Source organism: Mucilaginibacter sp. PAMC 26640 (genome assembly GCA_001596135.1).
Taxonomy (GTDB): domain Bacteria; phylum Bacteroidota; class Bacteroidia; order Sphingobacteriales; family Sphingobacteriaceae; genus Mucilaginibacter.
In genome coordinates, this window is the sequence record CP014773.1 from 4,365,575 (window position 1) to 4,391,075 (window position 25,501).

The 25,501-nt window shown below is 42.6% G+C and carries 23 protein-coding genes and 1 pseudogene; 9 read left to right on the forward strand and 15 right to left on the reverse strand.

Going from position 1 to position 25,501, the window contains the following annotated elements:
* Window positions 1-19: 19 nt before the first annotated feature.
* Window positions 20-961 (reverse strand): cation transporter, encoded by a 942-nt coding sequence (locus A0256_18875; GenBank protein ID AMR33336.1) that lies wholly within the window; start codon window positions 959-961, stop codon window positions 20-22.
* Between the two features lie 30 nt (window positions 962-991).
* Here A0256_18875 and A0256_18880 point away from each other — a divergent pair, with 30 nt between their 5' ends.
* The gene (locus tag A0256_18880) at window positions 992-1,381 is read left to right on the forward strand and encodes a hypothetical protein (protein AMR33337.1); all 390 of its coding nucleotides are present in this window, start codon (window positions 992-994) and stop codon (window positions 1,379-1,381) included.
* Between the two features lie 16 nt (window positions 1,382-1,397).
* On the opposite strand, the gene A0256_18885 is transcribed toward A0256_18880, so the two are convergent.
* Window positions 1,398-2,876, reverse strand: a complete 1,479-nt coding sequence (locus A0256_18885; protein ID AMR33338.1) for a hypothetical protein — start codon at window positions 2,874-2,876, stop codon at window positions 1,398-1,400.
* Window positions 2,877-3,013: 137 nt separating this feature from the next.
* On the opposite strand from A0256_18885, the gene A0256_18890 reads away from it, so the two are divergent.
* On the forward strand, window positions 3,014-5,827 hold the full coding sequence (locus A0256_18890) for a peptidase S9 (GenBank protein AMR33339.1): 2,814 nt from the start codon (window positions 3,014-3,016) through the stop codon (window positions 5,825-5,827).
* 111 nt (window positions 5,828-5,938) lie between these two features.
* On the opposite strand, the gene gpmA is transcribed toward A0256_18890, so the two are convergent.
* A complete protein-coding gene (gene gpmA, locus A0256_18895; protein AMR33340.1) occupies window positions 5,939-6,625 on the reverse strand; it encodes a phosphoglyceromutase in 687 nt (228 codons plus the stop codon).
* 105 nt (window positions 6,626-6,730) lie between these two features.
* Here gpmA and A0256_18900 point away from each other — a divergent pair, with 105 nt between their 5' ends.
* A complete protein-coding gene (locus tag A0256_18900; protein AMR33341.1) occupies window positions 6,731-7,315 on the forward strand; it encodes a hypothetical protein in 585 nt (194 codons plus the stop codon).
* Window positions 7,316-7,484: 169 nt separating this feature from the next.
* Entirely contained in the window at window positions 7,485-7,868 is a 384-nt protein-coding gene (locus A0256_18905) for an ATPase (protein ID AMR33342.1), read from the forward strand.
* Window positions 7,869-8,042: 174 nt separating this feature from the next.
* On the opposite strand, the gene A0256_18910 is transcribed toward A0256_18905, so the two are convergent.
* From A0256_18910 to A0256_18925, 4 genes are all read right to left on the reverse strand, one after another.
* Window positions 8,043-9,398, reverse strand: a complete 1,356-nt coding sequence (locus A0256_18910) for a flagellar motor protein MotB (protein ID AMR33343.1) — start codon at window positions 9,396-9,398, stop codon at window positions 8,043-8,045.
* Between the two features lie 351 nt (window positions 9,399-9,749).
* Window positions 9,750-10,586: a hypothetical protein gene (locus tag A0256_18915; GenBank protein AMR33344.1), complete on the reverse strand. Its 837-nt coding sequence runs from the start codon at window positions 10,584-10,586 to the stop codon at window positions 9,750-9,752.
* 6 nt (window positions 10,587-10,592) lie between these two features.
* Window positions 10,593-11,774, reverse strand: coding sequence for an O-succinylhomoserine sulfhydrylase (locus tag A0256_18920; GenBank protein AMR33345.1), 1,182 nt, complete (start codon window positions 11,772-11,774; stop codon window positions 10,593-10,595).
* Between the two features lie 18 nt (window positions 11,775-11,792).
* On the reverse strand, window positions 11,793-12,224 hold the full coding sequence (locus A0256_18925; GenBank protein ID AMR33346.1) for an osmotically inducible protein OsmC: 432 nt from the start codon (window positions 12,222-12,224) through the stop codon (window positions 11,793-11,795).
* Between the two features lie 201 nt (window positions 12,225-12,425).
* Here A0256_18925 and A0256_18930 point away from each other — a divergent pair, with 201 nt between their 5' ends.
* Window positions 12,426-12,902: a hypothetical protein gene (locus tag A0256_18930; protein AMR33347.1), complete on the forward strand. Its 477-nt coding sequence runs from the start codon at window positions 12,426-12,428 to the stop codon at window positions 12,900-12,902.
* A 36-nt stretch (window positions 12,903-12,938) separates the two neighbouring features.
* On the opposite strand, the gene A0256_18935 is transcribed toward A0256_18930, so the two are convergent.
* Entirely contained in the window at window positions 12,939-13,358 is a 420-nt protein-coding gene (locus A0256_18935; GenBank protein AMR33348.1) for a hypothetical protein, read from the reverse strand.
* Window positions 13,359-13,707: 349 nt separating this feature from the next.
* On the opposite strand from A0256_18935, the gene A0256_18940 reads away from it, so the two are divergent.
* Genes A0256_18940 through A0256_18950 form a run of 3 tightly spaced genes read left to right on the forward strand, consistent with a single transcriptional unit; the run spans window position 13,708 to window position 15,810 of the window.
* A complete protein-coding gene (locus A0256_18940; protein AMR34618.1) occupies window positions 13,708-14,946 on the forward strand; it encodes a hypothetical protein in 1,239 nt (412 codons plus the stop codon).
* Between the two features lie 24 nt (window positions 14,947-14,970).
* On the forward strand, window positions 14,971-15,378 hold the full coding sequence (locus tag A0256_18945) for a hypothetical protein (protein AMR33349.1): 408 nt from the start codon (window positions 14,971-14,973) through the stop codon (window positions 15,376-15,378).
* An 18-nt stretch (window positions 15,379-15,396) separates the two neighbouring features.
* Window positions 15,397-15,810, forward strand: coding sequence for a peroxiredoxin (locus tag A0256_18950; GenBank protein AMR33350.1), 414 nt, complete (start codon window positions 15,397-15,399; stop codon window positions 15,808-15,810).
* Between the two features lies 1 nt (window position 15,811).
* On the opposite strand, the gene A0256_18955 is transcribed toward A0256_18950, so the two are convergent.
* Window positions 15,812-16,426 carry a hypothetical protein gene (locus tag A0256_18955; protein ID AMR33351.1) on the reverse strand — a complete coding sequence of 205 codons (615 nt, stop codon included), beginning with the start codon at window positions 16,424-16,426 and terminating at the stop codon, window positions 15,812-15,814.
* Window positions 16,427-16,611: 185 nt separating this feature from the next.
* On the reverse strand, window positions 16,612-17,136 hold the full coding sequence (locus A0256_18960; protein AMR33352.1) for a hypothetical protein: 525 nt from the start codon (window positions 17,134-17,136) through the stop codon (window positions 16,612-16,614).
* Between the two features lie 95 nt (window positions 17,137-17,231).
* On the opposite strand from A0256_18960, the pseudogene A0256_18965 reads away from it, so the two are divergent.
* Window positions 17,232-17,693, forward strand: a pseudogene (locus A0256_18965) (hypothetical protein).
* 175 nt (window positions 17,694-17,868) lie between these two features.
* On the opposite strand, the gene A0256_18970 reads toward A0256_18965, so the two are convergent.
* From A0256_18970 to A0256_18990, 5 genes are all read right to left on the reverse strand, one after another.
* Window positions 17,869-18,633 carry a short-chain dehydrogenase gene (locus tag A0256_18970; protein AMR33353.1) on the reverse strand — a complete coding sequence of 255 codons (765 nt, stop codon included), beginning with the start codon at window positions 18,631-18,633 and terminating at the stop codon, window positions 17,869-17,871.
* 157 nt (window positions 18,634-18,790) lie between these two features.
* Window positions 18,791-22,222 carry a copper transporter gene (locus tag A0256_18975; protein AMR33354.1) on the reverse strand — a complete coding sequence of 1,144 codons (3,432 nt, stop codon included), beginning with the start codon at window positions 22,220-22,222 and terminating at the stop codon, window positions 18,791-18,793.
* 23 nt (window positions 22,223-22,245) lie between these two features.
* Window positions 22,246-23,349 carry an efflux transporter periplasmic adaptor subunit gene (locus A0256_18980; GenBank protein ID AMR33355.1) on the reverse strand — a complete coding sequence of 368 codons (1,104 nt, stop codon included), beginning with the start codon at window positions 23,347-23,349 and terminating at the stop codon, window positions 22,246-22,248.
* 32 nt (window positions 23,350-23,381) lie between these two features.
* Complete coding sequence (locus A0256_18985; GenBank protein ID AMR33356.1) at window positions 23,382-24,725, reverse strand: transporter; 1,344 nt, start codon at window positions 24,723-24,725, stop codon at window positions 23,382-23,384.
* Between the two features lie 89 nt (window positions 24,726-24,814).
* Window positions 24,815-25,429, reverse strand: coding sequence for a hypothetical protein (locus tag A0256_18990; GenBank protein ID AMR33357.1), 615 nt, complete (start codon window positions 25,427-25,429; stop codon window positions 24,815-24,817).
* Between the last annotated feature and the right edge of the window lie 72 nt (window positions 25,430-25,501).

Below are 25,501 nucleotides of genomic sequence, written 5' to 3' on the forward strand. Positions count from 1 at the left end.
ATATCCAAAATTATGCAAATCAGACGATATCATGCGTATCATCATTCCAAAGCTCATGGTGCTCTATACTTTCGGGCTGTATGATCACAAAGCGAACAAGTTTAAATTCTTTCTTAACCAAATCACGGATCCTGTCTATCGCGATATTTAGCTCCGCCGTGTCAAGATCGGCCTTAAAAGCGATGATCAGCATAAGCAGTACTTCACTCGGAGACTGGTAGGTAGAGAGGATGTGCAACACCTTATTAACGTCGCCATCATCTTGTATCATGCCGCAGATCCTTTCTTTGGTATGCGCCGATACCCCTTCGCCCATCAGCAGGCTGCGGCTCTCCCTTGCCAATATCGCGGATACGGCTACAAGAATTAACCCGACCAATAAGGAAGCCACACCATCCAGATAAGGCTTGTTTAAAGCATGGCTGATGTACACAAATATCAGTACGACGAACAAACCTGCAACGGCGGCTGCATCCTCAAATAACACCAGAAAGCTTGATGGGTCTTTACTTTTAACAACCGCTTCCCAAAATGGCGTTTCACCCCTCAATTTGTTGAATGCCTTTGCCGCTATAACCAAGGATGTACCTTCGAATAAAATAGAAAGCCCCAAAACGATGTAATTAATGGTTGGGTCGCCCAATTCTTCGGGTTTAATAATGTGAGCGATGCCCTGGTAAACAGAAACGCCTCCACCTAAACCAAAGATCATGATGGAGACAATGAACGACCAGAAATACAATTCTTTACCATAGCCGAACGGATGGGCCGCATCGGCCGGTTTTTTACTGCGGTAGATGCCAAGTAATAGCAACAATTCATTCACCGTATCTACAACCGAGTGCACACCTTCGGAGATCATAGCAGCGCTATTGCTGATGGCACCGGCAATGAACTTGGTAATTGCGATGAGCAGATTAGCTGCCAGCGCAGCGTAGATAGATGTTTTGGATGAAGCCATGGATAGCTTTATAATCAGCCAAGGCCTGGTTTGTTTTTAATTGTTGCAGAATTTATATATTTAGCCATGCAAATTCTTCCCAGCAAACCTAACCTAGATGCTGTTTGTTTTATCAAAGCCAAACTCTACTATAAATTTGGATTCTATATTTTTATTTGGTTGATACTATACCCACAAATAGCTAAAACACTACCTCAAAATTCAATTACTACATATATAAGTGCCTTGATAGTGGTAGTACCATGGCTTGCCGAATATTTTCTGATACCAATGGCGCTAATCAACATTGTTAAGAGTTACAGGCGGAATGAGCCACACAATAAATACAGAATGTTTTATTTGCTTTCGCTGATCATCATAGCGCTGGTGCTAGTATTATTTTTAATATCAATTTTAGGTGATATCGGCTCAACATTATGAGTAAGAAATGCTTCCGTTAATCCAGCGGCAGGGTAAATGTAAAGCAACTACCATTGCCACGCTCACTAACGGCCGTTATCTCGCCATCATGCCTTTTAATAATTTCCGAACTGATATACAAGCCCAGGCCCAGGCCGGAAACGTGCACTTTGGCCAGGCCATCGTATTGTTCTATGATGATATCTACCTGCTTAGTTTGCGGGGAGTATTTAATTGCGTTATTAACGAGATTTACCAGCACTTGGTCTATCCTGCGATAGTCGGCATAAACCATCAGTTCCCGGTCGCCCGTAATGTTTACCTCATGATCATCGTTAAGGCTCAATTGTTCACAGCTGTCGCGAACCAATTCCCCCAGGTTAAACCGGGTTTTGTTCAATACGAGTTGCCCCTGCTGTATTTTAGTAACATTTAAAAGGTCATCCAGCAGATGCACCAGTTTAGCCAGGTTATTGCTCGCCTTACCAAAAAACAGCCGGATCTTATCGTTTATATCCTCGTTCTTTATCAGCTTTTGCAATATCTGCATCGAAGCATTCAACGATGTGATCGGCGTTTTTAATTCGTGGCTGGCTACACTTATAAATTCATCTTTGCGTACCTGGAAATTATACTCCTCGGTAATATCCTGCATGGTACCACTAAACCTAATGGCATCACCTTCGGCATCAAACACAGCCTGACCAATGCTTTTAACGGTACGCCGCCCGCTAGTTTTAGGATCGATGATGGTGTGTTCAATATTATAATTTCCGTCCGATCCGCGTGCCAGCGCCTTGGATATCGCTTCGGCCACCCGCTCTTTGTCTTCTGCTGCCATCACACTAATGGCCTTTGCCAATTCAATTTCAGCCTTATCTTCAGCATCCAACCATTGGAATGTACGTGCGTTTCCAACAATTTTTTTGGTGCGGGGATTATAATCCCAGGTGGCCAGTCCACCCGCTTCTATAGCAAATTCAAGTTCTTTTTTTGCGTCGCTGATCGCATTATAGGTCCTGATATTATCAGTTGTCTCTGTACAAATAACCAGCACCCCTCCAGGCTCGCCTGTTTCATCAATTACGGGGCTGTAACTAAACGTCCAGTATACATCTTCGATGCGGTTGTTCCTATAGATAGGAATGAGTTGGTTATCGCTCCATGTAGCTTCGCCACCAGCCATCACCTGGTCTATCAGCGGATTAATGACAGGCCAGATCTCCGGCCAACATTTTTCGCCGCTTTGGCCAAGGGCTTTGGGGTGTTTGCCGCCTGCACCCAGGCTGGGCCTATAGGCATCATTGTAAAATTGAATCAGTTGCGGGCCCCACCATAAAAACATCGGGAATTTGGACCTCAGAAGGATGCTAACCGTCGTCAGCAGGCTTTGCGACCAAGTATCGGGGCTACCTAAAGGGCTGCTTGCCCAATCATATTGGCGGGTTAATTTCCCCATTTCGCCACCTTCCTGCAAATACATCTGGTAGTTTCCGGACGGTGAAAAAGGGGCCATACTCTTATTTGGAATTAAGGCGCATAAATAAAAAAATTAATCCACAATCACTATAAGGCAGCCAACTTACTTGTAAATTTTCATTTCATCCACCACTAAAGCACAAAGTTTAGCATCTTTAGCTTTTATCACCCGCCATGAAACAAGTTATTCTCCCCGCACTTTTTCTGCTTACTTATCTAACTGCTTCTGCTCAGAAGATTAACAAAAAGCCATTAGACCAATCTGTATATGATGGCTGGCAAAGCATCAGCAATCAAAACATTAGCAATGATGGCAAATGGGTACTTTATGTAGTAAAGCCACAAGAGGGCGACGCTGAACTGGTGATTACCAATGCGAAGAACAAACGGCAGCTGCATGTGCCAAGGGCTGATACGGCCCGGATAACTAACGATTCCAAATATGCGGTAATGCTGATCCGCCCGTTTTTCAAGGATCTACGCCAGGCAAAGATCAAGAAAAAAAAGCAAATGGAATTCCCGAAGGATACGTTGGGAATAGCGATATTGGGCGGCAGTTCTGTTGAAAAGATCCCGGCCGTCCGATCATTCAAGATAGCCGAGAAAGCTTCCGTTATCGCCTACCTTTCGCCTGCCGATACGATAAAAGTCCCTGCCGCCGGAGATACTTCTAAAACAGCGGTTGCCACAACCATTGCACCGCCAGTAAAAGATGGAGCAGAACTTACGCTGCGCCAATTGCTCAATGGTAAGTCACGCACTTTCAAATACGTAAGCGAATATCTTTTGAGTAAAAACGGCAAGTTACTTGCCTTCTCGGTAACGGCGCCGAAAAACTCAAAAACGGTGGTATCCGGTCTGTTTGTTTACGATGTAGATAAGGATAGTCTCAAAGCTGTTAGCACCGGCCGGGGTAATTACCGCAACCTTGCCTTTGATGATGCGGGTAAACAGCTAGCTTTCACAGCGGAAAAGAATCCCGAAAAAGCTTTAGTCAAACCTTTCAAGCTATATTATTACGATACCGCAAAAGATAGTGCTGCTATAATTGCGGAGCCTGCTTCGGCAGGAATGCCAGCAAACTGGGCTGTAAGTGGTGATGGTAAGGTGAGCTTCAGCAAAAACGGCGCTAATCTTTACTTTGGTACCGCACCTATCCCAAAACCCGCTGATACTACGATCGTAGATTTTGAAGTAGCCAGGGTAGATATTTGGAACTATAAGGATGATTACCTGCAACCTTACCAGCTTAAGAACCTGCAACGCGACCTTAAGCGAAGTTACCTTGCGGTAATTCGTCCGCAGGAGCAATCAAAAGCGTTAATACAACTGGGTGATAAGGCTATCGACGACGTTTTCCTTCCGGACAACAATAATGGTTTTTACGCATTGGGCCTGAGTGATACAGGCGCTCGTGTGCAATCCCAATGGGAAGGCAGCAACAATCAGGAGGCTTACCTCATTAATTCCAAAACAGGCGAACGTACCCGCATCAATAACCGGTTGAAAGCCCGTTACAGTATCTCGCCCGATGGCCGTTATATTATTTGGTTTGATAGCAAAGACCAGAACTGGCACAGCTTCAATATTGCAACGGGTAAAAAGATAAACCTTACTGCTGCAACCGTCCAAAAAATGGGCGACGAACAAAACGACGTGCCGGATGATCCATCGGCTTATGGGGTAGTTGCCTGGGAGAAAGATGATAATAGTGTATTGTTCTATGATCGCTATGATATTTGGCGTGTTAACCCGGCCACCGGGGAATCAGCCAATCTCACCAATGGTTTTGGGCGCAGAAACAAGATCATATTCCGCTATAATTCCGCCGTAAGCGATGAGAAATTCATCCCGGCAAAGGCAAACTTATGGTTAATTGCGCAAAATGAGGAAACCAAGCACTGGGGATACTATCAAAAAAACATGGGCATGGCTGGTGACCCGGTTACAGTGGTGGTTGCACCATTGGGATACAGCAATCTGCAAAGAGCCAAAAATGCGGAGGCCTTTATCTATACAAAATACAGCTACACCCAATCGCCTGACCTTTATATTTCATCAGACTTAAAAAACGAAACAAAGCTAAGTGCAATCAATCCGCAACAAGCTCAATACAATTGGGGAACAGCCGAACTGGTAGAATGGACCACACCGAAAGGTTTTAAATCTAAAGGGATTCTATACAAACCCGAAAATTTTGACCCGGCTAAGAAATACCCGATGATCGCTTATTTCTACGAGAAGCTAAGTGATGGCCTTTACAATTATGTACCTCCTGCCCCTACGCCTTCCCGGCTACCCATTTCCTGGTTTGTAAGTAATGGTTATTTGGTGTTCGCGCCGGATATCAGCTACCTTGCCGGGCATCCGGGGGCTTCGGCTGTTGAGTTCGTAAATTCGGGTGTTGAATCTTTAAAGAAAAATACCTGGGTTGATGCCGCTCACATCGGCATCCAGGGCCAAAGCTGGGGCGGCTACCAGGTGGCTTACCTTATCACCCAAACCAACATGTATGCAGCCGCTTGGGCTGGTGCACCTGTTGCCAACATGACATCGGCTTATGGCGGCATTCGTTGGGAAAGCGGCGTAAACAGGCAATTTCAATATGAAAAAACCCAGAGCCGTATTGGTGCTACGCTATGGGAAAAGCCGGAGCTTTACATTGAGAACTCACCGCTGTTTCAATTTCCTAAAGCAAAAACCCCCGTAGTGATAATGAGTAATGACGCCGACGGGGCCGTGCCATGGTACCAGGGCATAGAAATGTTTACCGCATTACGCCGGCTGGGCAAACCGGTTTGGCTGCTGCAATACAATGACGAGGCCCACAACCTGGTAAAAAGACAAAACCGTAAAGATATCAGTATCCGCGAAGCCCAGTTCTTTGATCATTTTTTAAAGGGCGCCCCTATCCCCGTTTGGATGGATAAAGGCGTGCCTGCTGTTGATAAAGGCAAGGATTGGGGTTTTGCAGTAAGCGGGCAGTAAAGTGCTGTGGTGGTAGCAGTTGCAGGGAAAGGATAAAGCCAGCAGGTTTTCTATCGATTGGCAGCAGTGTATTTACTGCGCCTGCTACCACAACTGATACTGCAAACCAGCTTACAAATAATAATGCTTGATACAATTCAGCCGGTCATCCAATTCATAAACCCATGGTGTGGCCGTAGGAATATCCAGCTTAGTTACATCCTCATCGGTGAGGTTTTCAATATATTGAATCAAGGCACGCAAACTATTGCCATGCGCGCAGATAATTACTTTTTTATCATCTTTAATAGCCGGCACAATGTGTTCATGCCAAAACGGTAATACCCTATCCATAGTTTGGCTCAGGTTTTCTGTTAGTGGCAGTTCCCGATAGGTTAAATCATTGTAACGCAAATAATGCCCGGGAAAACGCTCATCCTGCTCGGTAATAGCGGGCGGTTGCTCGTGTGGGTCGCGCCGCCATTTATGTACTTGTTCTTCCCCATATTTGGCAATTGTTTCATCTTTGTTCAAACCCTGCAAAGCGCCGTAAAAGCGCTCGTTCAACCGCCATGATTTTTGTACGGGAATCCAAAGGTGCTCCAGTTCCTCCAATACAAAATGCATCGTTTTGATGGATCGCTTCAATACTGAGGTGAAGCCGACATCAAAGGTGTAACCACTTTCTCTTAGAAGCGCTCCTGCCCTCCGGGCCTGCTTAAAGCCTTCGTCAGAGAGGTCTACATCAGCCCATCCGGTGAATCGGTTCTCTTTATTCCAAACACTTTCGCCATGGCGAATCAAAACAAGTTTCTGCATATCCGAGTATAAACGCCCGTTGGCTTTTACAGTTTAAATATACTTGCTATTTATTAGTTTTTGCTTTAGATTGCACAGATAAACCAATTAAAAACCTTTTAGCAAATGATTCCGACTACACCTGTTGTTGTGAAAGATGGCATAGCCAACCCTGCACCACTTGGCCTGTGCGCCTTTGGCATGACCACCGTTCTGTTAAATATTCACAATGCCGGTTTTTACGAAATGAATACGATGATCTTAGCTATGGGTATTTTTTACGGCGGCCTGGCACAAGTGATTGCCGGTATAATCGAAGCTAAAAAAAACAACACTTTCGGGCTCACCGCCTTCACCTCTTACGGCTTCTTTTGGCTTTCGCTGGTTGGCCTTATCGTTATGCCAAAACTGGGTTGGGGCGCCAAACCCGCAGAAGGCGCAATGGTAGCCTATTTAAGCATTTGGGGTGTTTTTACTTTTTGCCTTTTCTTTGGAACGCTTAAGCTTAACCGCGCCTTACAATTTGTATTTGGTTCATTAACAATATTATTTGCATTGTTAGCCATAGGGGACGCCACCGGTAACAAGAGTATTACTACTTTGGCGGGTTACGAAGGTATAATTTGCGGCGCATCCGCAATTTACACAGGCATTGCAGGAGTAATGAACGAGGTTTATGGCAAAACGGTGATGCCGGTCGGCACAATTTAGGCACTTATTCAAAACTTAATCGGCTCAATACGGCAGCCAACGCAGGACAACCAGATCAGCACTGGTAAATTGTTCGTGTTTATACTGCGAATTATAAAAACGGCGTAAACAGCCCGAACACACCCGAACACGGCATAAACAAATCTAAAATTCTTCCTAAATTGCGTCCGTGAAAGATTTAAAGAAATACTACATCATTCCGGCAACGCCCGAAGAAATTTATATGGCGCTGACCAATCCGATCACGATCCAATTGTGGACTGGTGAAGAAGCAGAAATGTCAACCAATCCCGGTTCAGAATTTTCCATGTGGGAAGGCAGCATTGTGGGAAAAAACGTGGAGTTTGAAGAAAATAAGAAAATAGTACAGCAATGGTACTTTGACGGTCAGTCGGACGAATCTATCGTTACTATAAAGCTGCATCCGGATAAAAATGGCACATCCGTAGAACTAAAACATACCAACATCCCCGACGCCGATTTTAATGATATCGCCGACGGCTGGAACGATGCTTATATGGGCAGCCTGGTAGATTTCTTTTCTGAAGGCTAATTATTAGAAATAAAGAGTAAAGAAACAAGAATCAAGAAACAAAAGTAAATAAATAACAATCAAGCGGTAACCGAAAATTTGTCTAGTAACTAAAATAGCCCCGGTCAAATGACCGGGGCTGTTTATTTTTAGACTTTACTGAATCTTGAAATATATTTTCGCGATTCTTAGCCCTTAGTATAATGTGAATTCAACCCTACGGTTAGCCTGACGGCCGGCAGCAGTTTTGTTATTAGCAATTGGCTGGCTTTCACCGTAACCTGTTGCTTCAATGCGTGATGCATTAGCACCCTGGCTTACTAAGTAAGCTTTGATTGATTCAGCACGGTCCTTAGATAATGCTAAGTTTAAAGCATCAGAACCAGTGTTATCTGTGTGACCTGCTAATTTCAAGCTGAAGTTTTTATCAGTTAATAATTTAGCAACTCTGTCTAAACTTGGGTAAGATTTAGCACGGATTGTAGCTTTTCCTAAGTCAAACTCTAAGTTAGTAATCGCATCTTTCACAACACGTTTGTCTTCCTCAGTGATAATAACTACTGCCTTAGCTAATGGGCAACCAGAACCATCAACTTTTTGTCCGGCTGGAGTATTAGGGCACTTATCATAGAAATCAGGAACACCATCAGCATCACTATCAACAGTAAATTTAGCCAAATTAGCGTTTGTTGCATCTAAGTCAGTACGTAACTTATCGTTAGCTGCTTTTTCAGCATCAATTTGTGCCTGCAATACCTGTTTGGTTTTTTGATTTTCCCAAAGGTATTCAGTACGCATAGAGTTAACAGGGTTATAAGTAGCTAACTGTGGTTTTGAGCTTTTACCCAATGCAAATTCTAAACCGATGTGAGCGTAAGAGAATCTGTCATTGCCACCAACATTTAAACCATCAAAGTTATCAGTTGCAACAAAGTTTACCTGGTAGCCTAAATCTAAATTAACACCAGATGCGATGTTGAATTTCAAGCCTGCACCAAGTGGAATAAAAAACTCACGAGCGCTCTCGTCATTAGCAAAAATAGGTGTTGATGCACCTGCAGTTGTAGTTAATACCGGTTTGTAGTTTAGTACACCACCACCAAAGGTAACATACGGCTGGATAGCACCTTTTTTGTGTCTCCAGTTGATGTTAGCTAAAGTTAAGTTACCGCTCAACGCAGCAGACCATTGCATTTTTGTTTGGAAGCTGTTATAACCGCCACCATTTGCCTGTGCATCTTTACCTTTAACTTTACCAGCAAGGAAATCAGCTTGTATACCAAATGATGAAGTCAGTTGCTTTTTAATGTACGCTCCGTAGCCGATTTCATATTGAGGAGTTCTGAAATCTTGTTTGTTGTTTGTACCGAAAATAGTGAAGGGGCTTAACGCACCACCATTCACTCCGATAGACCAAGTGCGTAATCCACCGTCAGAAAACGGTTGTACATAATCTTTTGTGCTTGTAGAATCGGGGGTTTGGGCTAATAATTTACCACCAACCATTAAGCCGGTTAGCAGTAATGAAGCTTTTTTTAAATTTGTTTTCATATTGTTGTTTTTTGGGGTCTGCTATAATCTACAGCAGAGTTGACTCACATATTCAAGATTGGTGCCAACCCACCATATAATTTAGCGCGATGCGTGTTTGAACCACGGGTGATTGTCACTGGTAGGTAAATGCGGCTTTGAATCAATCATTTACCTATCAAATTGGTAGTTTATCAGAATTTCTACAGATTTAATAGTCTAATTCAGCTTAGTGCCTATAATAATATACACTAAGCCCAATTTTAGTCAGTTATGGAACTTTAATGAGTAACATGTATACTTTAATGGTGACCAAGTTGGCAATTAAACCATCGTAAGCAGCTGTTTTTTGACATTTCTTAAGATAAGTTCTCAAGCCATCACCGCTATCGAATTAAAGCACGGAGAGGTCAGCGTTGCATCGCCAGTTATTAAAGCTGTTTGTTTGGCTGCCTCGGGAAATATTCCTTTTGTAAAAAGCCGCCACGCGGTATCTGGAGGTAGCGTAACCGAAGCATCTGGCTGATTTATTGAAGAGTTGATCAATATCCAGTTTTGTTTTTCTTTCTGCAGAAACCAATCCCCGCCTGCATCGCCACTGATGCTAAATTTAATAAGGGTACCTTCATCGGCATCAACATTTCGATAAGTAAATGGCAAGGCATGAACAAATGTAGCCATGCAAGGAAAAAACAACTCACGGTGCATAATACCTGGCTTATTTACCGCATCCCTTATCTGCTGCTGATGATGCCATCTTTCAGTGTACTCCCTTGCGATATGGAACCAATTGGAAGACGTTTCTTGTCCTGCCCAGGCAACGGGAAATGTTGCCTGCGAAAATGGATCAAGCGTTTGAAAATATTTAAGAGAGCGTTCACTGCTCCGTTGCAGTTCCTCTGTCAACCATGCCGGGCTAACTCTTTTCATTGCATTAACCCAGCTGGCGTTGAGCTCATTTAAATGTGCCACCAGGTCTTTATTACTATCGATTTGCGGTATAGGGGCCGGGTTTTGGTAATTGTTAAGTGAACTTATTGCGCGAACGTTTCCATCCAACAGATGAGCTGCTACGTCCTTAACATTCCAAAGTTTGGCAGCAGTGGGTTTGTGCCATTCCGCTTCGGATAAAGAAGCAAGTAATTCCACCAATAATTTATCCAGCACCGGAAAAAGGTGCAAGGTTGGAATGGGAATTACTTGCTCCATGAGTATTTAAGCCATGCTTTTTTCTAATGCCTGAATAATATCATCTATTACGTCTTCAGCTTTCTCTAAACCCGCGGAGATCCGGATCAGTCCTGGCGTAATACCTACAGAAGCACGCTCTTCATCAGTTAACTTAGAATGAGTGGTACTTGCCGGGTGTGAGGCAATACTGCGGCTATCACCAAGGTTAGCTGTTACAGAGAGCAGTTCCAGCGCATCCAGAAACTTACGGCCAGCCGCAACACCACCTTTTATTTCGAAGCATAAAACGCCGCCTCCTGCCTTCATTTGTTTTTTGGCAATTTCGTACTGTGGGTGCCCAACAAGAAATGGATATTTCACCCAGGTCACACCAGGATGACTTTGCAGCGTTTCTGCAATTTTAAGTGCGTTTTTGCAGTGCCTTTCCATCCTCACATCTAGGGTTTCCAAGCTTTTACTCAATACCCAGGCATTAAATGGCGACATGGCCGGCCCGGTATTACGGCAAAACAAGTAAATCTCTTTAATCAGATCCTTGCGGCCGACAATTACACCGCCTAATACCCTACCCTGCCCGTCGATCCACTTAGTAGCAGAGTGTACAATAATATCTGCACCAAAATCAACAGGACGCTGCAGCAATGGCGTAGCAAAACAATTGTCGACATTAAATATAAGGTTATGCTTCTTAGTGAATTGCCCTGCCCATTCCAGATCGATAACTTCCAGTTGTGGATTTGTCGGCGTTTCAAGATAAAGCATTTTAGTATTTGGCTGAACAGCGGCTTCCCAGGCATCTTTATCATTGGCAGGTACCAGTGTACAGGTAATACCGTAACGCGGCAGGTATTTATTTACGATGGTAAAAGTACTCCCGAATACGGAACTACAGCATAACAGATGATCTCCGGATTGCAGCAGCCCCATAAATGTAGAGAAGATGGCACTCATACCTGTAGAAGTAGCAAAACCATCATCGCAGCCTTCTAAAGCACACATTTTAGCTACAAATTCATCAACGGTAGGGTTACTGAACCGGCTGTAAATGTTTTCGTCGTTTTCATCGGCAAATGCTGCCCGCATAGTTTCTGCCTCGTTAAAGGTGAAACTACTGGTTAAGTATAGCGGCGATGAATGTTCGTTTTGTAATGTTTTAGGCGCACGGATACGAATGGCCTGCGTTATTGGGTCTAATTCTTTTGACATTATTATATCTGGTCGTAATTATGATTTAGCCGGGTGAATAAACACCTGCCATTTTATTTCAGCATCGGCTTTATATAGCGTTGCAGCTACAGAACAATATTTATCCAGCGATAGCTCAACTGCTTTGTTAGCTTTATCTTCATCAATAGTTCCATATAAATGAAACTCCATATTAATTGTTTGCCAAAGCGAAGGCTCCTTACCCGCTTCGCGTTCGCCGTTGATTACCATTTCATAATCGATAACGTTTTGGCGTTGCTTGCGCAATATGGCAATAACATCAATGGCAGAGCAGCCACCGAGACCCATTAATAACATTTGCATTGGCCGTACACCAAAATTTTCGCCGCCGCTCTCAGGGCTGCTGTCCATCCGTACGGTGTGGCCGTACTCATCATTGGCTTCAAAGCCATATTCGCCGCTTACGCGTGATAGTTTTATAGTAGGCATGATCGTAAATTAATTTCGCTAAGGTAATAATGATATCATACGATTTACAGGCAATACTGCGTTTTTTAGCTATTTGTAAACTAGCGTGACATAAACGCGGTAGGCAGCTGTGTAATAATTCTGTTGTAGAGCGTACACTCAACTTAAATCTTTGAACTTAGAGGAGCAGTACAACAAGGCTAAACTATATTATCACACATCATGAAAAAATTTCTTTTAACTATTATACTCGTGTTTTCAGCAATTATTTGCTTTGCGCAAAGTAACCTCGTATCCTATGATGACATCAGTTATCTGCTCCATAATAATATTAATAAGGCCGATACTTTTTTCACATCTAAAGACTACAAAGTTGTGGATAAGAACCCGAAGAAGAATATTCGGAAATACCACTTGGCTATTCCTGGCGGGGCCTACAACGATGTTAGTTTACGCACCGACGGCAAACGCATGTATATTGAGATAGAGACCAACGAACTTCAGCAATACAGTCTTATTTATAATTCAATAGCTGATTATGTTAAAAAATCGAATTCGACACCAGATGTGCAGGCTTTTGCTGTAAAAGACCTTGGCAGTATTTATGTCATGGTTAACGATGCAGTTCCATACAATCCGTTGCGAAGGGTTTATGATATACAGATAGTTTCTGATAAAGGAATAACTGCCTATAACTAAATTTTAGCGAAATATGAATCCCTACCGGCAGCGTGGTTAGCGTCTCATCCTATCGGCAAGTGGAATTACGAGTTTTAAGCCAGACCACACTTCGTCCACTGCACAAACTTTTATATCCACCAGCCCTAGCTGCAATGCGTAGTTCCGGATAATATCGTCCCTAACATCTGTCGCAACTTTCGATGCTTTTTTGGGCCATGATACCCAGATGATGCCGTTCTTTTTGATCTGGCCTTTGAGCACTGGAAGTGTTTTTATCAAATCCGACTGACTTTTGGTAAAAAAATGCACAAAATCCACACCAACAGCAATCTCGTCTGCAGCGGTCAAATCAGCTGGCAGATCTGTAAACAAATCGAAATAATAGTCGGGCTTATTGATGAGACGTATGATGAAGCCTTGTTTAATACCCAGCTTTTTTGCCATCGGTGTTCCGGAATACCCTGCAGTTGCCATTTATAAAATTGTTTAGTTGGTAAGGCATTTTAAATTGAATTTTACCGCCATTGCTCACTTTACACTATTAGATTTTTCTAAAAGTATACCAGCCAAAGGGTTGCAGGCTAACATGCAACTATAAATTAAATGACCAGGAATTTTATCATTACTCATTTTGTCTCGAAAGTTGGTCCTTACTAGCTTGAACATTGGCGCTTACCATCCCAAAAAAAGCAATAACTATATAATAAAGTTCGGTAATGGCATTTGACATTTCTTAATATTTCGTCAAGTGATTTCACTTTAAATATCCATATTGTTTACCAACTATTCAAAAAAACTTAACTTAAGGCCCTTAAACTTGCTTATGGCCCTTAACTACATTTGGATTGCTTTTTTTTTGATTGCCTTTGTGATTGCGCTCTGCAAATTGGTTTTCCTGGGTGATGTAGATTCTTTTAAATTGCTGGTTGACGGGATGTTTGATTCTTCTAAGTCATCGGTGATGGATATTGCCCTGCCCCTCGCAGGAAATATGGTGCTTTGGTTGGGTATTATGAATATTGGGGAACGTGCAGGTGCAATGAATTTCCTTGCCCGTATAGTAGGCCCTTTCCTGAGCCGATTATTTCCTGGTGTTCCGCGTAACCACCCGGCAACGGGCCAAATGATGATGAATTTTTCGGCTAATTTACTCGGTCTCGATAATGCAGCTACGCCGCTAGGCTTAAAGGCGATGGGCAGTCTCCAGGAACTAAATCCCGATAAGGAGTCAGCGACGGACGCACAGATCATGTTTCTGGTGCTGCACACCTCGGGCCTGCAGCTATTACCAGTAACGATAATTGCACAGCGTTTTATCCTTCATGCCAAAGATCCTGCTGACGTTTTTCTGCCCTGCATTATTGCCACTTACGTTGCTACCATAGTTGGAATGCTTGCCGTAGCTATTAAACAAAAAATCAATCTATGGGATCGGGTGATCATTGGCTGGCTAGGCGGCATGACTGCTTTTATCACATTGCTGGTTTGGTTTTTTATTACGCAGCTAAATCATGATCAAATTTCAGTGGTATCTAAAGTAATCAGCAATATTATGCTGTTTGCCATACCAACCATTTTTATACTAGGTGCTCTGCGAAAAGGCATTAACGTTTTTGAGGCATTTATCGACGGCGCCAAGTCGGGTTTCGAAGTTTCGGTTAAGATCATCCCTTATTTGGTGGCCATGTTGGTAGCAATCAGTGTGTTTCGTAACTGCGGTGCACTGGGATATCTGAATGACGGATTACGATGGGTGGTAACTAAAATAAACCTGGATACACGGTTTGTTGATGCCATGCCGGTGGCTTATATGAAACCGCTCAGCGGATCGGGCTCCAAAGCTATGATGATAAACGTTATGCAAACTTATGGACCTGATAGTTTTGCAGGCAGGCTAGGCTCGGTTTTCAATGGTTCTGCCGATACCACATTTTTCATTGTTGCGCTATATTTCGGCTCGGTAGGGATTAAGAAATCAAGGTATGCAATTCCTGCCGGATTATTGGCCGACCTGGCTGGCGTTATCGCTGCAATTTTTGTTTCGTATTTATTTTTTGGTTAATTTTTAAATCGTTTTATTCCGCCCATGGAAACAAATTACCTGAAAGATAAGAAAGACAAAAAAAAATCAGCCATGAAGGCCGTATGGCTATTGGTAATAATTGTTGTGGCGTTTTTAGTAGTGATACTAAAAATTGCGGGCATAAATTCGTTGGTGGTGTTTAAAGGCTTACCTAGCAGTGATGACGCCTATTCCATTGCAAAAGGTTATATCAGGCCTACCGTAAGGTCCAACAATGTAAATTTTGAAGATAATTCTTATAAATTTGCTAAAAAGTCAGATTCTGTATACGTGATCAAATCCACTTATTCTGCGGTGAACACAAGCGGCGAAAGCGCTACAACAAATTTTACAATTTCTTTACGCTATGTTGGAGGCAACTTTAAAAGCGAAAACAGCTGGAAGATGCTGGATTTAAACCAGGATAACTAACCCTCGAAATTAGAATTTATGAATGACGGCGAAGATTTTATTATTGATGCCACGGCCAAAATAGGCCGTACCAAATATCAAACTATAGTAGCTAGCGGAAATCATAGTATTATTGTAGATGAGCCAGTAAGCCTTGAAGGCGGAGATACAGGAATGTCACCTTATAATTTATTGATGGCAAGCCTGGCAAGTTGTACCACCATCACACTTCGGATGTATATCAACCGCAAAATGTGGCTAGTAGACGAAATTTGCGTAACCGTTGAAATGTACCGGAAGGGTAAAGACATTTTTATAGAAAGCAAATTACGCTTCAAGGGTACGTTAAGCGATGAACAGAAGAAGCGGTTGATAACTATTGCTGATGCATGCCCTATTCACAAAATATTAGTGGGCAATATCGCTATCAATACCAGCCTGGAAAAGGACTAAGCTATCTTAAACCCTTTACAAAAATATCTATAAGCAGCAGGCGCTTTTTATGGATCTCATCAAGATGTTCCTTTTTGGGAAAGTTAACTTTTCTATGCTGCATAGAACCCACCTTAATTCCTGTAAGAGCATCTAAAAATACATCTACAATATCGGCCGGGTTGGTTACTGGCTGAATATGCCCTTTCTCTGTTTCTGCCTGTATCGCGTAAACTAACAGGGCCGTCTCTGCTTCACGAATTTCATTGACCAAACTCCAAATGTTATCAGGCAGATTTTGTTCGTTCAGCCTTACAAAATCAAAGAAATTGTAATTGGTTACTATAAAATCGTGGTGAGTATTTACCTGAAAAAGAAAAGCATCGCGTAAGTCAGTAAAATGATCCAGCTTATTCTGAAGCGTTTTTAAATAATCGTTAGCCAGCTTTCGCATTACGGCCATATACAACTCACTCTTATCAGGAAAGTAATAATAAAGCAGGGCCTTCGACATCGAAAGATCGCCTGCAATCTCATTCATGGTGGTTTTTGAATAACCGTAGTGTAAAAACCGCTGATGCGATGCTTCTAAAATTTTTTCTCTTTTAATATCTTGCTGCTCGGCTCCTAAACTCATATTATGGTATCCAATTCTTACTACTTCCTGACTTATTTAACAAAAATATCAAATAATCAGTTCAGTAGGAATAAAGCACAACAAAAGATGAGATTCAAATGTTTAAAACAGCTGTGTACCTGCTTATTTACTAATACGATCCAGCTAAAATATTGAGTTGTTGGCTAAGCTAGAAAAAGCCTGCACTATTTGTTTCTGTATAATGCAATACCTGCCCTTATTACCAGAGCATCTTCAGCCACACCCAAGAATGCATCAGGGATATTAAACCTTTTCCCTATCGCTTTGCGCAAAAAGAAACAACCAAACGTAGATGCCACTGCTGAAAGCCCACCTATTACCCCTCCTACAACCGGCATATGCCCGCTGGCTTTATAAACCGCCGCGCCAACTAATGCACCCGATACCGTCCTGCCGATCAGTCCGGGTCCGGACGTGCGATCTGGCGCTTTGGGCATTTTATCCCCAATCAATTCGCCAGCAGCCAGAACTTTAAAAACTTTTGAAGTTTGGATAGTTTGCATAAAAGCTAGTGGTGATTTGCCCAACATTTTGCGGGGATGCCTGCTATAGATGTGCGTAAATATTGCCGGTGCATAGAACGTACGCATGCCTGCAATTACGCCTAAGGAAGCTGCCTTAAAGGCCGGAGATTTTGTGATCGAACCCATAATAATGAGGTATTTAAAGTGATCAGTTACAATAATCATTCCCCAAAACAGATGAGCCTAAAATACTTTGATAAAAGATAAATCAATAATTAATTTAAGATGTTAATCTAAAAACAAAAATTTCATCTACTACTATGAAAATACACGAAAACAATGCACTTGGCGAATTGGGCAGTGCTATAGGTAAAGGCCTGCTGGCAGGCTTAGCCGCAACAGCTGCAATGACCCTATCGCAAACTATCGAAATGAAAATCACCAAACGCGGACCCAGCGAAGCTCCGCTTAAAGTGGTTGAGGATACAGCAGGCGCAAAACCAGCCAGCCATGCAGATAAGCAATTACTTGCACAAGAGATCCATTGGTCATATGGTACCGCGTGGGGAGTAGCCCGTGGATTAATAGGGCTGACCGGTTTAAAGGGCCTGCCAGCAACACTGGTACATTTTGGCGCCGTATGGGGCACGGCGTTAATTATGCTGCCAAAGCATGATGTTTCCAAACCTATAACGGAACAAAAGCCACAGGAAATTGCCGTGGATGCATTTCACCATGCAGTGTATGCTGTAGCCTCCGGCTTGGTATATGATGCTTTGGATGCCGGCAGCAAGCGCGAAAGGCAATTAACAAAAGCTATTAAAGGGTTAAAAGACTTTATTGGAAAATACAGATCTTAATCAAATAATCCAGTTAAAAAAAACTAAGCCCATTACCAGTTCTAAATCGGTAGTGGGCTTATTTTTTCGAATTATATTAACACTTGGTTGTGCCGCTTTAAATTGACATGCCGCCTGACACCTCTATGCGCTGTGCATTAACCCATCGCGCATCATCCGTACATAAAAAGGCTACCACCCCGCCGATATCATCAGCAAAGCCAACGCGGCCAAGCGCCGTGATGCCGCTGATCATCTTTTGTACCTGTTCGTTCTCGCGCACATGTGCGCCGTTAAAATCGGTAGCTATAGCGCCCGGGGCAAGTACATTTGCACGAATTCCCCTCCTTCCTAACTCCTTAGCCAGATAGCGGGTAAATACTTCTATTGCACCCTTCATCGATGCATAGGCAGAGGAACCTGGCAAACTGAAACGGGCTAATCCGCTGGAAATATTTACAATACCCCCGCCATCATTCATAAGCGGCAGCATTTTTTGTGTAAGGAAATATACGCCTTTAAAATGAACATTTAACAGACTATCAAAAGCCTCTTCTGTGACTTCCCCAAAAGGTGCACTGTGCCCATGGCCTGCATTATTCACCAGGAAATCGAGGTGATCGGTGCCAAACTCGCTATTTAATACTGCCTTCAACGAATCTATAAAGGAGTTGAAGCTTTTGATCTCACCGGTATTTAACTGGAGCGAGGCGGCATTTCTGCCGTTTTGCTTTATTTGGTCTACTACTGCCTGTGCTTCATCTGCTTTAGTATTGTAAGTGATGATAACATCTAATCCTTTTTCGGCCAGTTTAAAGGCCATGTCTTTGCCCAGTCCGCGGCTGCCGCCGGTTACCAGTGCTATCTTGTTGTTGCTTTCCATTTTATTTGATAATTACAGGTACAAATATGATGTACTTATTGTTAGCGATGTTTGGATAAATCAATCGCATAGTTGCGAAATTCAAACAATCTTTATCTATACCTAAAAAAAAAGGCCGCACGTTTAGCGTGCGGCCATCACCATATTGATCAGAATGTTAAGCAGTCGCTTCTGCCTCAATCAGCTTTTGGCGGTCTTTTGCTTTCTTTTCGTCCTGGTTACCAAAGAAGTAGTTCTTCATATTTACACGTATAATATACATACATGGTACCAATATTAGCGTAATCACGGTTGCAAAACCTAACCCGAAGATCATTGTCCATGCCAATGGTCCCCAGAATGCTACGTTATCACCACCAAAGTGGATATGCGGTTCAAAATGGGTAAACAAGCCTACAAAGTCAATATTGAAACCAACCGCCAGCGGGATCAACCCTAAAATAGCGGCGGTGGCAGTCAACAATACCGGAGTCATACGGGTATGTCCCGCCTCCACTACCGCATCATGCAGGCTGGTCCCCTGCTCTATCAGCATGTCAGTAAACTCCACGAGCAGGATTCCGTTTCGAACAACCACACCGGCCAGGGCGATGATACCAACACCAGTCATTACGATAGCCATCGTCATCCCGAAGATACTTACCCCCAGCAATACGCCGATGATACTAAAGAAGATCTCGCTAATGATAATGAACGTTTTCCCGATTGAATTGAACTGGATCATCAGGATAATAAAGATCAAGCAGAAAGATGTAGCCAGCGCTGTTGCAAGGAAAGTAACAGCGTCCTTCTGATCTTCCTGACCACCACCCTGGCGTATAATGATATCGTCGGAGTGTTTAAAATTATTAATCGCTTTTAAAATATTGGCATTTACGTCATTCGCGTTATACGGCTTCACTACGTTAGACCCAAGTGTTAAAACCCGGCGTTGCTGCTTACGTTTAATATTGCTGTAAGTATTGGTGTATCGCACATCCGTAAAGGCAGAAATAGGCACCTGGCGAATAGCGCCCCCGGTGGCCAGATCACGGTAGGTTATTTTTAAGTTCCGCAGTTCATCAATGTTACCGCGCTGGCTTTCCAAAGCGCGCACTTTTATCTGGTAATCATCCTCTTTGGTATTTCTAAAATCCCCTGCTTTGGCTCCAAAAATCGCAGTCCCTAAAGCCTGGGTAATTTGGCCGGAGCTGATACCTTCGCGGTTTGCCCGTTCGCGGTTGATATCAAATACAATTTCAGGTTTATCACTCTGCACATCTGCAACGAGATTATCTATCCCTGCAATATTTTGCTTAGCAAGGTAAGCTTTTAAACGGTTGCTGGTTTTTACCAGTGAATCGATATTATCGCCAATAATTTCAATGGCAATATCTTTCTGTACTGGTGGACCACTATTTTCCTGGGTTACAGAAATTTTTGCCCCGGGCACGCCCTGCACGGCACCACGGATGCGTTTCAGGATGGCCTTGGTGTCTTTTCCATTACGCTTGCCGAATTCTATAAAGGCAACCGTAATTTTACTCTTATTCTGATAATCCAGCTGATCTTCGTCGGTAGGGTCGGTAACGCCTTTGGTTACGTTTGATATTACAGATGATACGATGTCTTTATCGGGCTCTACGATTTCAGCGACGCGTTTTTCTATCTTTTTTGTTATCTCATTTGTTGTACCCTGGTCAGTACCTATGGGCAGCGACACATACACATAGGCAAAGTTAGGGTCGCCGGAAGGGAAAAACTCAGGCGTTTTACCCAGGAAATGGTTGACCACTAAAGCCAAAACAAACAACACCATAGTACCCGCCAATATGGTTAAAGGGCGCTTAACGGCGCGCTCCAGCCATTTGGCATACCAGGCCTGGAATTTAGGCCATGCGTTGTTTTGAAAACGATCTATTACCCTAAGGAATATAAAGTGGTTCAGCAGGTATAGCACCATAATAACTGCGAACAAATTTCCAATACCTACATTTATAAAGTAGCCTATAGCAGTGGCAATCGCCAAGTAAATTAACGCACGCTTGGTCGCTTTGTCAAACTTAGGATTGTCGTGTTCACCCGGGTGATGCGGCTTCATAAAATCTACCGCGAAAACCGGGTTCATAATATAAGCTACTACCAGCGACGCCAACAGTGTAATGATCAGCGTAATAGGCAGGAAAAACATAAAGTGGCCGATCAAGCTATTCCAGAAAGCAAGTGGTACAAACGGTGCCAGGGTGGTCATGGTACCGGAGAATACAGGCAGGAATACCTCACCGGCAGCCATTTTAGCGGCTTCTTTAATAGGCACCTTTCCATTCGCAAAAATACGGTGGGTATTCTCAATCACAACAATAGCATCATCCACCACAATACCAAGGGCAAGCAGGAAGGAGAACAGCACGATCATATTAAGCGTGAAGCCTATTGCCGGCATAATAAGAAAGGCGATAAAGCAGGATAAAGGAACCGATAAAGCCACAAATATGGCGTTAGTGGTACCCATGAAGAACATTAAGATTACGGTTACCAGTAAAAAGCCAATTACGATGGTATTGATCAGATCATTTAGGGTGGTGCGTGTTTTATCAGACTGATCGCCTGTTACGGTTATGGCCAAACCCTTTGGGAACACCGATTTCTGCTTTAGCTTGATTAAATCGTTAATTTTATCTGAGGCCTCAATAAGGTTTTCGCCGGCCCTTTTACTTACATTAAGTGTAATAACATTTTTAAAGTTAGCGGCGTCTGGTGTCTTTAAACGCGCATAGGTTTCCTGCTCCAGAAACGAATCTTTAATTTCTGCAATATCCCGCAAATACACCGCCTGCCCTTTAGGGTTCCGAATGGCAATTGCAGCTACTTCATCAGCACTTTTAAAATCCTGTTTAATATCAATACTTCTGCGGATACCATCGGTTTTGATAGTACCGGCAGATGACAATATATTTTCGTTACCTATGGCATTGGTAATATCACTGAAAGTAATTTGTGTAGCAGCCATCTTATTCAGGTCAACATTGATCTGGATCTCTGGAGTCAGCGCCCCAATTTCGTCCACCTTTGATATTTCCTTGTAGCTTTCTATCTCGTCTTTCAACAGGTCGGCATACTCTTTTAATCGCTTCAGGTCGTAATTGCCAGAAATATTAATGTATAAGATGGGCAAATCTGCCACATTGATATCCGAAATGATCGACTCTTTTAGATTCACATCACCTTGCGGAAGATCCTGCTTGGCTTTATCAACTGCATCTTTAACATCCACCTTCGCATCTTTTATATCCACATTCGCCTGAAATTCGGCGGTAATAATGGATACGTTTTGTACCGAATTTGAGGTAACTTTTTTTAATCCCTTTAAGGATTTTAGTTGCTTTTCAATCTGCCGGGTTACCAGGTTCTCTATATTCTGAGGTGATTGACCTGCAAAGGTGGTGGTTACAAACACTTTCGATTGTGCTATATCCGGAAAGTTTTCCTTCGGAAGGCTATTGTAGCTATACAAGCCCAAAACGGTGATCAAAAATATGAGCACATATATGGCCGTTTTATTATCGATTGCCCAACTGGACGGGCCGAATTCTTTTTTAACGTCTTTCATAATTAAAAAATCAATATGTTTAATTAATTAGCGGATTTTACCACTTTTATTTTATCGCCGTCCTCAATATCCGAAGCGCCGTCGGTTACCAGCTGATCACCAACTTTGAGGCCGGACAATACTTCCGACTGGCCGCCATAGGTTGCACCTACTTTAATTATTTTGCGTTTGGCAACACCATTTTCGTTTACAAACACAAAATCGCCATCTTCAGATTTCTGAACCGATTTTACTGGTATAACAATTGCATTCGGTTTGGTGTAGTTCGCTATCTTGATAATAGCGGTCATGTTTGGGCGAAGCGTTTTACGGGTTGGCAATTTTATTTCTACCGCAAAACTACGTGATGTTGGATCAATAGCTTTTGCAGCAAATGTTACCTTAGTATTTAATGAATCCTGTGCATCCGGCACAACTATCAGCACATCGTTACCTGTATTTACACTTCCTGCATATGATTCAGGCACATCGGCCTTTACCTTTAATACATCAGCATTTACAATACGGATACCGTTTGCACCCGGCTGAGCTACCTGGCCAAGCTTAAGATCCATCTGATCAATAGTTCCGCTTATTGGGGATACAATGCGATAAAGGTTGGCCTGCTGGCGCAAACCAGATAATGCTTTGCGGCTAGCCTGCAAATTAGTTTGTGCCTGCAAAAACTGAACTTCGGTACCAATTTTTTGATCCCAAAGGTTTTTCTGGCGCTCAAACAACGTTTGATTAAGACTTACCTGTGCTTCGCTTTGGGCAATATTTTGTTGCAATACGCTATTATCTAATTGCGCCAAAACCTGGCCTTTACCCACATGCTGGCCAACTTTTACATTAATGGCCGTAATAGTACCCGGGCTTTGCGGATAGGCAGTAACATTGTCCTGGGCATCTATTTTACCCTGGATCTGTACATAGTTTTTAAATTGTTGCGTTTTAACATCAACAGCTGCCACATCGGTAGTTTTAGCTGAATCGGTAGTACCTACTTCAGCCTGCAGTTTAGTGATCTTGCCATTGATATCCTGCTGCTGTTTTTGCAGATCGGCCAATTCAGCCTTTTTATCTTTTGGTTTTTCAGAACATGCTGCGAATAACAGGATGGCCGGTATGTATAATAGTTTTTTCATTGTTATATGGAATGTTTGTGTGTTTAGATTTTTTATTGAATTTTTCCGTAGGCCCTGTCAAGATCAACCTTGCTGAGTAAGGCGTCATATAAACCCTGTATATACTTATTATCGGCATCTTCAAGAGCTGTTTGGGCCTGAGTAACCTCTATACTGCTCCCTACTCCCTGCTGATATTTTATTTTTGAAACACGCAATACTTCTCGTGCCAGTTCCTGGCTACGCTTTTGGTTATTAAGTGTTTGTAAACCATTGAAATAATTGGTTTTGGCCATACTCCCCATCAAGTTTAAACCATTTTTAGCTTGCTCCAAACTATTTTGTGCCTTCAATACGGTAATTTGAGATTGCTTTACTCTGTTAGTCCGCTGAAAACCGCTAAAGATCGGCACGTTTAAAGTTAGCCCGATATAACTGGATGGAAAACTGGTACTGTAAAGATTACCGAATGAATTATTTTGGTAGGAAGAAGCATAAGAGGCATTTGCTCTTAAAGTAGGTAAAAACTGACCTTTAATTCTTTTTAAATCAAATTTGTTGAGCTGTAGGTTAGATTCAAGTATACCGTATTCTATTCTGTTTTTATACAGGGTAGTATCAGTTACTGCCTCAACGGCTGCATCCTCCAGTTTAACATCTGCCAGTTTATCCTTCAAGATTAAATTATAATCAATAGGCATCCCAATCTGGAATTTTAAGACCTGATAATTTAAAGCCAGTAACCTTAAAGTATTTTCACGCGTGGTAATCAGGTTGTTGTATTGAACGCTTATCCTGTCTACATCTATTTTTTCTACAAATCCCTGTTTATTTTGAGCGGTAGTTTGGTCTACTTGTTGTTTTAACTGGGCGATGTTGGCATCCAGTAACTTCACCTGCTCCAGGTTGACCAACAATTGATAATAAGCTTTGGTAACAGTAACATTCATCTGGATCTTTGAACTGTTGTATGCCCGGTTGTAAAGTTCTTTGTAGGTTTTGCGCCCCTGCAAACCAACTATGTAACTTGGATCAAAAATTAACTGACTTGCGTTAACGCCCAGGTTGGATTGATATTTCACACCAAATTTTACAGGAATAAAGGTACCCGGAGCGCCAAAAATTTCACCGGGAAGTAAAGTGGTTGGGATCTTGAGGTAATCGGTGATCGATGCCGTTCCATCAATCTGCGGGAAGCCCTGACCGATGATTTCTTTCACTCTGAAATCGGCAGCTTTAACATCCAAACCTGCATTAACAACCGAATCGCGATGCTGGTATGCGTAGTCAACGGCTTCGGCAACGCTAAAATTATACGTTTGATTAGCTGGCGGTGCTTGCGAAAAGCCTTTTAAGCTCCCGGCGAAACCAATTAGAAATAGTAATAGTCGTTTCATTTGTTTTGTATTATATATGATGGGTTATAGTTATTATTAATACCTCAAAGAGAGGGTAATTTTTGACAGCCGTATGTCAGCAGCCTGTGTTATAATGCAATTTTTTCTGTTTTGTACTGATCAAGCAGCTGATGGCCTTTCAAGGTACAGATACCATAATTAAAATGCTCCAGCATTTGCAATTGCACCCTCCAAGTATTAAAGTGGCTTACGGGAAATATTGCCGTATTAAACCCCATTTCAACCTCATTTACCCGCAATCTTGCCATTATTGCAACATCAATATCCGGACGCATAAAGCCTTGGTCAATTCCTTTTTGCAGTAATATTTCCAGCTTGTTTACCAAAAACTCGTGCTTGAATCTCATGAAATCCTGCCAGGCTTTGGGATGATACTTTTGCAGATCATGAAACACAATCGGGTTGATCCTGCTAAAAATATCTTCCGAACATTTCATCATGTTCAGCATCTCCTCAATCACATTGGCAGCATGCTCAATTATTTCTTCAATCTGCCGTTCATCCTCGGCTAACCTATCTTTTACCAATGCGACTACTAGTTCGTTCTTGTCGCTGAAAAATTGATAAATTGTTTTTTTTGACATACCCAGGTGCCGGGCTATATCATCCATTGTAACACTTTTAATCCCTGCCTGTAGAAAAAGCTCCAGGCTCCCATTGATAATTCTCGTTTCCTGACTCATTGACTTTACTAGTCAAAACTATGGAAACATTTTTAGATTTCAAAGTTTCCTCGGTTATTTACTTTCGACTGA

Bases quoted from the DNA above. Each gene is read 5' to 3' on its own strand.
- A0256_18875 (AMR33336.1), bottom strand. From the start codon at position 961: ATGGCTTCATCCAAAACATCTATCTACGCTGCGCTGGCAGCTAATCTG.
- A0256_18885 (AMR33338.1), bottom strand. From the start codon at position 2,876: ATGGCCCCTTTTTCACCGTCCGGAAACTACCAGATGTATTTGCAGGAA.
- A0256_18890 (AMR33339.1), top strand. From the start codon at position 3,014: ATGAAACAAGTTATTCTCCCCGCACTTTTTCTGCTTACTTATCTAACT.
- gpmA (AMR33340.1), bottom strand. From the start codon at position 6,625: ATGCAGAAACTTGTTTTGATTCGCCATGGCGAAAGTGTTTGGAATAAA.
- A0256_18900 (AMR33341.1), top strand. From the start codon at position 6,731: ATGATTCCGACTACACCTGTTGTTGTGAAAGATGGCATAGCCAACCCT.
- A0256_18910 (AMR33343.1), bottom strand. From the start codon at position 9,398: ATGAAAACAAATTTAAAAAAAGCTTCATTACTGCTAACCGGCTTAATG.
- A0256_18915 (AMR33344.1), bottom strand. From the start codon at position 10,586: ATGGAGCAAGTAATTCCCATTCCAACCTTGCACCTTTTTCCGGTGCTG.
- A0256_18920 (AMR33345.1), bottom strand. From the start codon at position 11,774: ATGTCAAAAGAATTAGACCCAATAACGCAGGCCATTCGTATCCGTGCG.
- A0256_18925 (AMR33346.1), bottom strand. From the start codon at position 12,224: ATGCCTACTATAAAACTATCACGCGTAAGCGGCGAATATGGCTTTGAA.
- A0256_18930 (AMR33347.1), top strand. From the start codon at position 12,426: ATGAAAAAATTTCTTTTAACTATTATACTCGTGTTTTCAGCAATTATT.
- A0256_18935 (AMR33348.1), bottom strand. From the start codon at position 13,358: ATGGCAACTGCAGGGTATTCCGGAACACCGATGGCAAAAAAGCTGGGT.
- A0256_18940 (AMR34618.1), top strand. From the start codon at position 13,708: ATGGCCCTTAACTACATTTGGATTGCTTTTTTTTTGATTGCCTTTGTG.
- A0256_18945 (AMR33349.1), top strand. From the start codon at position 14,971: ATGGAAACAAATTACCTGAAAGATAAGAAAGACAAAAAAAAATCAGCC.
- A0256_18950 (AMR33350.1), top strand. From the start codon at position 15,397: ATGAATGACGGCGAAGATTTTATTATTGATGCCACGGCCAAAATAGGC.
- A0256_18955 (AMR33351.1), bottom strand. From the start codon at position 16,426: ATGAGTTTAGGAGCCGAGCAGCAAGATATTAAAAGAGAAAAAATTTTA.
- A0256_18960 (AMR33352.1), bottom strand. From the start codon at position 17,136: ATGATTATTGTAACTGATCACTTTAAATACCTCATTATTATGGGTTCG.
- A0256_18970 (AMR33353.1), bottom strand. From the start codon at position 18,633: ATGGAAAGCAACAACAAGATAGCACTGGTAACCGGCGGCAGCCGCGGA.
- A0256_18975 (AMR33354.1), bottom strand. From the start codon at position 22,222: ATGAAAGACGTTAAAAAAGAATTCGGCCCGTCCAGTTGGGCAATCGAT.
- A0256_18980 (AMR33355.1), bottom strand. From the start codon at position 23,349: ATGAAAAAACTATTATACATACCGGCCATCCTGTTATTCGCAGCATGT.
- A0256_18985 (AMR33356.1), bottom strand. From the start codon at position 24,725: ATGAAACGACTATTACTATTTCTAATTGGTTTCGCCGGGAGCTTAAAA.
- A0256_18990 (AMR33357.1), bottom strand. From the start codon at position 25,429: ATGAGTCAGGAAACGAGAATTATCAATGGGAGCCTGGAGCTTTTTCTA.